The organism is Geoglobus sp., assembly GCF_054018175.1.
The window spans coordinates 1-9,514 of the sequence record NZ_JBPLZQ010000057.1 but is presented as its reverse complement, the minus strand read 5'-3'; the positions used below and the strand labels follow the sequence as shown (position 1 = coordinate 9,514).

Below are 9,514 nucleotides of genomic sequence, written 5' to 3'. Positions count from 1 at the left end.
TCCGTCTCAGCGGCACACGCCTTGCACCGGCGGGGACGGCCGTTTCAACTCCCGCAGGTGACCTCGGCCTCTCGGCTTCCTCGCATAACCCTGCAGGAGTGTCGTTTCTGTTCCGTTGCCGTGCCTCTCGGCACGACGCCTTGCGGCGTCCCGCCTTCAAACGGTGGGGGGACTTTCCTCCCGCACAGCGGGAAGCTGCCCTCCGCCGCTCCCCCAAAAAGAATCGTTACCAGAAGAATATAAAAAAGTTTGTCTTGGACTCAGCCCAGCGTGGCTCTTCTCAGGAACCAGACCTCGATCTTTATGCAGTCTACTGGCTCGCAGTCGAATACTCTGCAGCCGAAGCATGGAGGCAGTCCGGTGATGTCCTCGTACCTCTGCATTATCTCCATCAGGGTGAGTTCTTCCTCCTCTTCCTCCTCTGCATCTGCTGGAACTATTTTGAACGTCTTCACGCCATCCACAACGATTTCGAGCCTCTTTATGAGGCCCTCTTTCTCGAGCTTCCTCAGTATTCTCGAACACTTGCTGCTGTCTATGTTGAGTTCTTTCCATAGATCTTTCTGGAGAATCGCACCCTTTTCCTCGAGGAGTTTGAGAATCTGGTCCCTGATCTCCATCTTCAATCCTCAAACGGCTGGATGAGAATAACGTTGTTACCCCTAAGCACGATATCTCCGAGAACCCTCACCTTCTCCTCACCCCTGTACTCAATCGCGTTGGAGAGGTGGAGGTTCATGTAATCGTCAACACTCTCAAGCCTGCCAACGAGGCTGTTTTCCTCACCCTTCATCTCCACTCTAACCATTTTGCCGACCATGGACTTGACCATCTGGTTCGGAAGCACCCGCATCACCTCTTTCTGTCATTATTTTTTATTTTAGAGCCAGATAACGCCTCTAAGCAGACCTACCATTTATCAAAAATAGTATATATACCTTTCCAGACTTTGAAGCATGATTCTGGTCACGGGAGGTGCAGGATTCATAGGGAGCCATCTCGTCGACTGGCTCATTGAAAAGGGTTACGAGGTCAGGATTATAGATAACCTCTCCTCGGGAAATCCTGATTTTGTCAGCGATGAAGCCGAGTTCATCATTGGCGACCTGAGAAACCACGAAGATGCTCTGAGCGCTGTTAAAGGTGTTGAGGAGGTGTGGCACATTGCCGCAAATCCGGACGTTAGAGTGTCATCTCAAAAACCTGACGAAATTTACGAAAACAACATCCTTGCCACGTGGAACCTGCTGGAGGCGGCGAGGAGGGAAGGGGTCGAAAGAATCGTATTCACTTCAACCTCAACAGTTTACGGAGAGACCGACGTGATACCCACCCCTGAAGACCACCCCACAGTACCCATTTCAGTTTACGGGGCCTCCAAGGTTGCGGGAGAGGCGCTAATAGCTTCTTACTGCCATACATACGACATGAAATCCTGGATATTCAGATTTGCAAACGTGATCGGCAGGAGGAGCAGGCACGGCGTGATCTACGACTTCATGATGAAGCTGAAAAGGAATCCCACCGAGCTCGAGATCCTGGGAAACGGTGAGCAGAACAAGTCCTACATCTACATAGACGACTGCATTTCAGCAATGTTTCACGCCATTGAAAGGAGCGATGAGGCCGTGAACATCTTCAACATTGGCAGCGAAGACCAGATAAAGGTGAGAAAAATAGCGGAGATTGTTTGCGAGGAGATGGGGCTTAGCCCGAGGTTCAGATTCACAGGGGGGGACAGGGGCTGGAAGGGTGACGTACCCGTTATGCTTCTCTCGATCGAGAAGCTGAAAGAACTGGGATGGAGGCCAAGGTACAGCAGTGAGGAGGCAGTTAGAAAAACTGTGAGAGATCTACTCGATGAGGGCGTAATCAACGGTTAGGTAACCAACCGCAAGAATCGCAGTTGAGAAGCCGAGGATGATGGAAAGCGGTGACGCTATACCCTCCAGATTTCCAGAAATTGACATCGAGAATGCCTGAACCGTGGAAAGAATCACAGGGAACACGACAGGAAACATCAGAATTGGCAGCAGAAGCTCTCTCGCCCTTGATTTGATTACCAGAACAGATAGTGAGCTGCTCACGATTACAAAAGCGAGGTTTCCCGCAGTTATAGACACCATAGCCATTGTGAGATTTTCGGGATACATCTCGAAAACCGCCATGAATACCGGGATTATTATGATCTCGAGTATGAGCATTATTACCGCGTTGAATAAGATCTTTCCGAAGAGTATGGATGCTGGAGAAACAGGAGATACCCTCAGGGCATCAAGCGTTCCGGTTTCAACTTCCCTCAGGAAAGCTCTCGAGTATCCGAGCATTCCCGCGAATATGAACACCACCCAGAGCAGTGCAGGTTCTGGATTTTCGATTGTTGCGCTGAACAGCATTATTGACAGCAGTGCAAACAGGAAGAGGAAGTTTATCGTGTTTTTTGTTCTGAACTCAATCTTCAAATCTTTTCTTGCAATTTCGATGAATTTCATCTCATCACCTCGCTGTAAACCTCCTCGACGTCCTCTGCACTCCCATCGTACACGAGCTCCCCTTCCCTGATTATCAGAACCCTCTCACACAGATCCTCGGCCTCTCCCAGGTTGTGTGTCGTGAATATGATGGTGGCTTCGAAGTCGGATACGGTCTCGAAGAGCCTCTTTCTCCCCTCCACATCGAGACCGGTGGTTGGCTCGTCGAGGAGCAGCAGGTCAGGGTCGTTGAGCAGTGCCCTCGCTATTGAGAGCCTCTGCTTCATACCCCTGGAGTAGTTCCTCACGAGGTCGTGTCTCCTCTTCCAGAGTCCGAAGTCCCGCAGAAGCTCCGCGATCCTCGACTCGTCAACCCCGTAGATTCTCGCGAAGAACTCGAGGTTCTCGTAAGCAGTCAGGTCGTCGTACAGATAAGAGCTGTGGCTCACAACACCTATTCTCGCCTTAACACTCTCATCAACCCTGTTTTTACCAAAAACCCTTATTTCCCCTCCTGTAGGTCTGATCTGGCCACTGATAAGCTTTACAGTAGTCGTCTTTCCACTCCCGTTTGGCCCGAGAAGGGCGACCCTCTCGTTTTTCGAGATTTCGAACGTTATTCCCTTCAGCACCCTGAACCTGCCGAACGCCTTCACCACGTCCCTGAACTCGACAACGTTCATGTCAGATCCTCCAGGACCTTTTCAACCCCGAGAGCTACGCCATCGACCTCTATATCCTTCCCCTTTGCACTGTCGCCTACAACGTACAGATTTTTGTATGGCGTCGTGTGATCCTCGTCAAGTCCAGCCATAACCCTGTTCACCGGCCAGTCACCTCTGTAGCTCTGCACAGCTATAATCTCGTAGCTATACCCTCTGAGGATTTCCCTGAGTTCTCTGAGGCCCGCTATAATTTCCTCTCTGCTTCCATCTCTCAGCGGCTGATGAGCTTGAAGCATGTGTTTCCTGCCGAGATTCTCGTCGGCATTCGTCACCTCGTTCATCCCGGCTATCCTCGTTCCGAGGGTGAACAGAACTCCGGTGTGTCCGATGAACGGCTCGTCAATCGCTATGGTGTACTTCACACCCCTGCTTTCAGGTTTGACCTCGCCGTACCTCTCTCCGAGGAGATCCATCGTCAGTTTATGGCCGAGGTTGGAGATCACAACGTCGTAACCTCGCCTCTCCTTCCCGTAAACCCCGAAGCTCTCACCAGGCTTCAGTGCCTGGACTTCTTCCCTCCTTATGACGCCGTCGTTTGATTCTATTACCTCCGCAAGTCCATCCACCACGGCCTTACATCCCCCGACTGGGACCCCCGGACCCCTGTACTTCTCGGTATTCATGTAAATCGGTATTATGCTCCTGAACCTCATCTGGTCGGGAAACACGCTAAGACTCCACCCGAGAAACGCCTTCATGAAGAGGTATGTCCTCTCGCTCAGACTCTTTCCGAATTCCTCGAGTGTCCTGTTGCGCCCAAACCTCGACATGAAAAATTCCAGATTGAGCCTTAGGAAATCTTTAAAGGGAAACGACTTTCTTGTAACGACCTCCCTTTCCCCGTTCCAGTAAATCTCGGCTTCAGGTGATGAGTCTACAATCTCCACCCTGCAGCCAGCCCTTCTCAGCAGCCTTGCAAGTGGACCCCTGCTGCCATGAGGGATCATGTGGAGGGCTCCGGTGCTCACCTCATACCCTCGATAGCTGATAGACGTGAACCTTCCGCCTATGAAGGGGAGCCGTTCATACAGCTCAACTCTGTAACCTTTCTCAGACAGCAGTGCACCCGTCAGCAGTCCTCCAAGACCCGCTCCAACTATGCCAACCCTCATTCCACCACCAGGGCTGAAACCGGACAGTAGGATATGCACCTCCTGCACATCGTGCACTTGTCATGGTCTATCTCGGCCCTCCCGATCACATCAATGGCATCAAACCTGCACGCGAGTCTGCAGAACGAGCAGCCAACGCAGCCATCTCTCACGACGACCCTCGCCACAGTCTCAGTTATTCAGCAGGAATAAAAATATTTTCCAGAGCATGTCCTCACGCCTTAGGCAGGAGTATCACAAACACCGCGCCACTCGGCCTGCTGTCCTCGACCCACACGCTCCCACCGTACCTCTCCACGATCCTTTTTACTATGTAGAGACCGAGTCCAGAACTGTTTGCGGTGCTGAAACCCTCCTCAAAAATGATGCGCTTGAACTCGTCCGGGATCCCTCTCCCGTAATCAATCACCCTCAGCTCAACCCGCCCATCCCTTTCAGCAATTTTAAAGTCAATTCTGTTCGTGCCGCCGTGTTTTATGGCGTTGTGGACAAGGTTGTCCAGCACAGAGTAGAGTCCCTCGTCCGCTAGAACGGTCGCATCCCCATCCACAGAATACTCCAAGTCGTACTCACCCATTACCTCCTCGATCACCTGCCTGAGATTCATTTTCGAAGGTTTGAAGTCGGAGAATGCGATTTCGAGGTTTCTCACCCTCTCAATCAGCCTTACAGAGTCCTCCACAGCCTCGAGTATCTCTCTGTAAAATTCAGGATTTCTCTCCTCATACCCCATCTCAGCGTAGGCGAGGATTCTCGTCAGCCTGTTAAGCAGATCGTGTCTCAAAATGCTGTTAAGGAGCCGGAGGTTCTCGTTTGCGTTTTTCAGATCCCTCTGATACCTCTCAATCTCGTCGAGCATGCGATTTATGCTCGCCGCCAGCTGAGAGATCTCGTCGTCCCCGTCAGAGTCTGCCCTCCTCCCGAAGTCCCGGTTTCTCGTGATGCTTTCCATGAAGTCAGACAGCCTCCTTATCCTCGACACATCCCTGCCGAGTGTCACGAGCGCTGCCACACCAACAGCGACAGTTGTTGCCGAGACGAAAATTATGGTGCTGACCACTCCGAGCCTCGACAGGTCCCTCCAGTATGCCGGAAATTCGTACTCAATAACCACTGCCACCCTCCCGCTCACATCGTGCACGGGCAGATACACCGTCAGGGTTTTGCCTTCCACCCGGTACTCCTCGGTCTCCACGTACCTCTCACTCACCCTCACGTTCACATCCTCATGCTCTACGAGCGAGTCGATTATGCCGTCGTCGAAGTACCTGAAGAAGATGACAGTTTTCCCTCCAACATCAAAAGCGGCAAATATCGCAGGTTTGTCGAGGAGTATCACACCCTTTTCGTGCACCCTCATCGTCTTCAGCTCGGCCACAATCATCCCTTTCAGCGTGTCTCTGTTCCCGCTGAGGTTGCCGATCAGCACAACACTGCCGCTCTCATCAGCCACCGCCGCAAAGCTTGCACCGACCAGGCTGAGGCTGGATTGATCAAGCACATCAAGCAGGCTGCGGTCATCATAGTTCCCTGCACTCAGGAATATCCTGCCCTCTTCCTCCAGCTCGCTGATCTGTATATCTAAGAACCTGAGAATGCTCTCAGACTCGAGTTCAACCACCATACCTTCTATGCTGTCAGAAATCGCTGACATTGAGTACGCTACGTGCAGGACTGACAGATAAAGAACGAAAAGGAAAGAGAAAACGATTACGGTGACGAGCTTCGTCTGGAGCCTCATGTCTTCAGGATCCCCATCTCAGTAAGCCTCTCAGGCAGATAAACGTCGGTAACGTAGTCCAGTCCGTACTTGGCAAGAGCCTGCTGCTCCGACTTCTTTCCGAGCTCGAGCTGCAGCTTCACCTCACTCCTCCAGAAGTCAGAGTCGAATCTCGGGTCAGTCAGTATCGCATTCAGGGCCCTCACGTCCTGCTCATTCAGCTTATCGGACGGCAGATTGTATCTGACAATGTCAGATGGTCGAATTCCAACAAATTTTGCGGCGGGAGTGGCGAGGTACTCGCTGAGGTGAGCGGACTTTATGCTGCCATAGGCCACGCTGGCGTAGATTCTGTAGCTCCACGGATCTCCGTCTGTGAACACAACCACCGGCAGCCCGAGCTCGGTGTTGAGCCTCTTAAGCAGCCTTCTCGTGCTCCTCGCAGGCTGTCCCTTTAAGTGAACGATTATCGCATCAAACTCCTCGTCAAATCCGTTTTCGACGAGCCTGTCCCTCATACCTCCTGTTTCTATGGCTATAACAAATTTCGCGTCGTGCTCAACAAACTCCAGCCTGTCCACGTTCACGGGAATCTGGTAACCTCCTTCCCCGACGTCTTCCTGACAGTGGATCTCCCTCACACCTCTCCTGGTCTCCTCCCTTATTTTTATCGGCCCAATGACAGTTGCCCCATCCTCTTCAGGCCGTATGTGGAAGTGCTCCCTCTGAAACGCGGTGAGGATCTCGAGGTCCTCTATGAGCCTGTCGCTGTCGGACTGCTCGCTGAACTTCGCCATGCCCCAGTTCTCTGAGATGTAGTAGAGCTCTCTGAGGGTCGAGGACTTGTTTATCCTGAGCTGCTCCTTTATGAATCCCATCACGTACGCCATCCTGAGCATCATGTAAGCTCCTTTCAATGTTTTGGCAGACCTCGTTGAAGTCCTGTCCCCGTAAACCCATACCTCGCTTTCTTCGTTGAACTCAATGTTGTACTTCGTTCTTGTGGAGATCTCTATCTCAGGAATTTCCCCGTTCTTCAGCTGCTCGTAAATGGTCTCGGCAATGCTCAAAAGTGCTCTCAGCGCTTTCTGTTCAATATCCAAGTTTCACCACCTCTCCGCCCGATATAAGCTCTTCCTCTATACCCTCAACAAGCGGTCTGGCGTTGATGTGTCTCCCCCTGAACTCGTACTCAATCCTGACAACCTCCCCGGGCCCCACCTCAACGTCCCACCTTGCAGTTCTGTCTCCGTTTATGCCCCCGTCACACATCTCATATATCCTGAGCTTTCTCCTCGAGCTGGAGAAGTTGTGAATCACGACTGCAGCTTTCCCGTCGCCCACCTCTCTCGAGATGTACACCTTACCCATTATCCTCGCTATTACCTTCTCCGCATCAACCCTTTCCCTCTCGACCACCTCGCTAATCTTCTCCGCAAGCAGAGGAATGATTTTCAGGAGTTCCTCTTCTTTCCTCTTCCTCTTCTGAATGCTCTTCTTCCTCTCGATGTACTCCTTCAGCCTTCTGCCACACTCCTGAAGCGCGAGCCTGACTTCGTCGATTATCTCGGGAATTGCCGCCACCGCTTCCTTTGACTCCGAAACGTAGGGAACATTCGTTGAGGCAACGTGCACGAGGATTACCGCCGGAGCCACGGGAAGTTCGTTCTTAGACTGCTGTAAACCGTAGTTCTTCCAGTTGACACTAACAACAGCCTGAGTGAGAGCACACCCGCTCTGCTGATACAGCAGGGGAATTTTGTTGGCGAACCTCAGGAGGGAGATCTTGTCCTCCTTCAGCTCACCACCATACGCTATTCCAGCCTCAACCAGGAAGGGGTGTCCGGAATAGACCTTTGGCCTCCTCGTTACCGCGTAAACAAACTCTGGAGAGTACTCCTCCATCAGACTCTTCATTATGAGATCCTCACCTATCGGAGAGAGGCAGTCAACTGGAGGGGGGAGCAGGTCCGTGAGTCTGAAAGCCGTTATCAGCTTCTCCGCGTCCTCCCTCGAAATGGACGAAGGGTGAAGGTCTGGAGAGAGGCCCGCCTTTGTGAGTATCTCCTCGCTTATCTTGTCCCCAACCCTCACAAACTCAGTCTTGAGAAAGTTCTTCAAGTCTCTCGCCTTCGTGTTCTTCAGCATGGCCATCAGCGTACCGATCTCGATGCCGTGGGGGTGGGGCTTGATCTCCTTCGGAGGTTCCGGAGGGGTGTCGCTTATCCTCCTGAACTCGTGCACCTCCCCGTCGGGAGTTATGAAGGTTATCCTCGCGTGAGGATTGACAACAGACGTTTCCTTCAGATACTCATAAACGCTCTGCTTCCTTTCCTTCACGTAGCTTCCCCTGATCTCGAGCTCTATCCTCGTGCCGTGGGGGGAGAACCAGTCTACTTCCTTTCGGCTGACAATTTCAGGCTCGTTCCTCTTCGTGTCAATCAGGAGTTCGAATCTGTAAGCTTTCCCACCCTCGACCTTCGACGTTACCACAGCCGGTTTTCCCGTGGTAATCTGAGCATAGAGGACTGCGGAGGATATTCCGATACCCTGCTGACCCCTGCTCTGCTTTATCGCATGAAACCTCGAGCCGTAAAGGAGCTTTCCAAAAACTCTCGGAATCTGATCTTCCTCTATTCCCGGACCGTTGTCCTCGACAACGACCCTGTAAAATCCATCCCCGGTTTTTGTTATCTTGACCATTATGTCGGGCAGAATTCCTACCTCCTCACAGGCGTCAAGACTGTTATCCACTGCCTCCCTGACACAGGTGATGAGCGCCTTGGAAGGGTTGGAATAGCCGAGAATGTGCTTGTTCTTCTCGAAGAACTCAGCTATGCTTATTTCCCTGTGTTTGGAACTCATACCCGATCCTATCAGATTTCCGCTCCAACCACAGTCTGTGTCCTGGTCACGCCATCAATATCCCGGATCGAATCAACGGTCCTGTTCAGCTCCGACAGGCTGGACGCCTCGATTATTACGACGAAGTCGAACTCGCCGAACACGTGATACACATCCCTGATGTTCTTCATCTCCTTGATTGCCCTGTAAACCGTCTTCTCCTTTCCCGGAGAGACGTTCACCATCGTGACGCCAATAACCATGTTCAATACTTGTCCCAAACGCATAAAACCTTTTCCCTGCCTCCTGCAGAGAATAAGAATTATATCGCGCCAATTCCAACAACATGTGGACCGATGATGAGCTGATCCGCCGCTGAGGCGGTGATGAGGCCAGTACGGTCTGAGGTCACCGATCGTCCATCCCGAACTCTATAAGGTATGTGTGGATGTTCAGGAGAAAATCGTTCAGCCTCGCGTAGGGGACGATCACAGCACCCCTGTGAAAGTAAACGCTGTCATCTATCAGCGGCACAACAACCGGAATAACCTTCCGTCCCAGCAGTTTCTCGAGTCTCTCACACCTTTTAGCGTGTTTCTCTGCCTCCTTTTTTATTGCCGAGAGCCTGTACCATCCGTGTGT

Annotated in this window: 11 protein-coding genes, 1 other RNA gene and 1 pseudogene; 1 reads left to right on the top strand and 12 read right to left on the bottom strand. The window is 52.0% G+C overall.

From position 1 onward, the window contains the following. From rnpB to ACXJJC_RS04600, 3 genes are all read right to left on the bottom strand, one after another. An RNA gene (gene rnpB / locus ACXJJC_RS04610) (RNase P RNA component) lies at positions 1-211 on the bottom strand; the annotation flags it as partial. A 49-nt stretch (positions 212-260) separates the two neighbouring features. After that, entirely contained in the window at positions 261-620 is a 360-nt protein-coding gene (locus ACXJJC_RS04605) for a helix-turn-helix transcriptional regulator (protein ID WP_456369670.1), read from the bottom strand. Between the two features lie 2 nt (positions 621-622). Next, positions 623-847, bottom strand: a complete 225-nt coding sequence (locus tag ACXJJC_RS04600) for an LSM domain-containing protein (protein WP_456369672.1) — start codon at positions 845-847, stop codon at positions 623-625. A gap of 109 nt (positions 848-956) precedes the next feature. Between ACXJJC_RS04600 and ACXJJC_RS04595 the strand changes: the two genes are divergently transcribed. Then, complete coding sequence (locus ACXJJC_RS04595) at positions 957-1,883, top strand: NAD-dependent epimerase/dehydratase family protein (RefSeq protein ID WP_456369668.1); 927 nt, start codon at positions 957-959, stop codon at positions 1,881-1,883. Here the strand turns inward: ACXJJC_RS04595 and ACXJJC_RS04590 are convergent. The 9 genes and pseudogenes from ACXJJC_RS04590 to ACXJJC_RS04550 all read right to left on the bottom strand — a co-directional run. Beyond that, the gene (locus ACXJJC_RS04590) at positions 1,854-2,492 is read right to left on the bottom strand and encodes a heme exporter protein CcmB (protein WP_456369667.1); all 639 of its coding nucleotides are present in this window, start codon (positions 2,490-2,492) and stop codon (positions 1,854-1,856) included. The genes ACXJJC_RS04595 and ACXJJC_RS04590 overlap by 30 nt on opposite strands. Beyond that, complete coding sequence (locus ACXJJC_RS04585) at positions 2,489-3,154, bottom strand: ABC transporter ATP-binding protein (RefSeq protein WP_456369666.1); 666 nt, start codon at positions 3,152-3,154, stop codon at positions 2,489-2,491. The genes ACXJJC_RS04590 and ACXJJC_RS04585 overlap by 4 nt, the downstream gene beginning before the upstream one ends. After that, positions 3,151-4,308, bottom strand: a complete 1,158-nt coding sequence (locus tag ACXJJC_RS04580) for an NAD(P)-binding protein (protein ID WP_456369664.1) — start codon at positions 4,306-4,308, stop codon at positions 3,151-3,153. Before ACXJJC_RS04580 ends, ACXJJC_RS04585 begins: the two co-directional genes overlap by 4 nt. Then, positions 4,305-4,475, bottom strand: coding sequence for a DUF362 domain-containing protein (locus tag ACXJJC_RS04575; protein WP_456369662.1), 171 nt, complete (start codon positions 4,473-4,475; stop codon positions 4,305-4,307). Before ACXJJC_RS04575 ends, ACXJJC_RS04580 begins: the two co-directional genes overlap by 4 nt. Before the next feature lie 47 nt (positions 4,476-4,522). Continuing rightward, positions 4,523-6,049, bottom strand: coding sequence for a sensor histidine kinase (locus ACXJJC_RS04570; RefSeq protein ID WP_456369660.1), 1,527 nt, complete (start codon positions 6,047-6,049; stop codon positions 4,523-4,525). Then, the gene (locus ACXJJC_RS04565) at positions 6,046-7,131 is read right to left on the bottom strand and encodes a DNA topoisomerase IV subunit A (protein WP_456369658.1); all 1,086 of its coding nucleotides are present in this window, start codon (positions 7,129-7,131) and stop codon (positions 6,046-6,048) included. Before ACXJJC_RS04565 ends, ACXJJC_RS04570 begins: the two co-directional genes overlap by 4 nt. Beyond that, entirely contained in the window at positions 7,121-8,893 is a 1,773-nt protein-coding gene (locus ACXJJC_RS04560) for a DNA topoisomerase VI subunit B (protein ID WP_456369656.1), read from the bottom strand. Before ACXJJC_RS04560 ends, ACXJJC_RS04565 begins: the two co-directional genes overlap by 11 nt. 11 nt (positions 8,894-8,904) lie before the next feature. Beyond that, on the bottom strand, positions 8,905-9,135 hold the full coding sequence (locus ACXJJC_RS04555; RefSeq protein WP_456369654.1) for an Lrp/AsnC family transcriptional regulator: 231 nt from the start codon (positions 9,133-9,135) through the stop codon (positions 8,905-8,907). Between the two features lie 145 nt (positions 9,136-9,280). Then, positions 9,281-9,514: pseudogene (locus ACXJJC_RS04550) on the bottom strand (hypothetical protein); the annotation flags it as partial.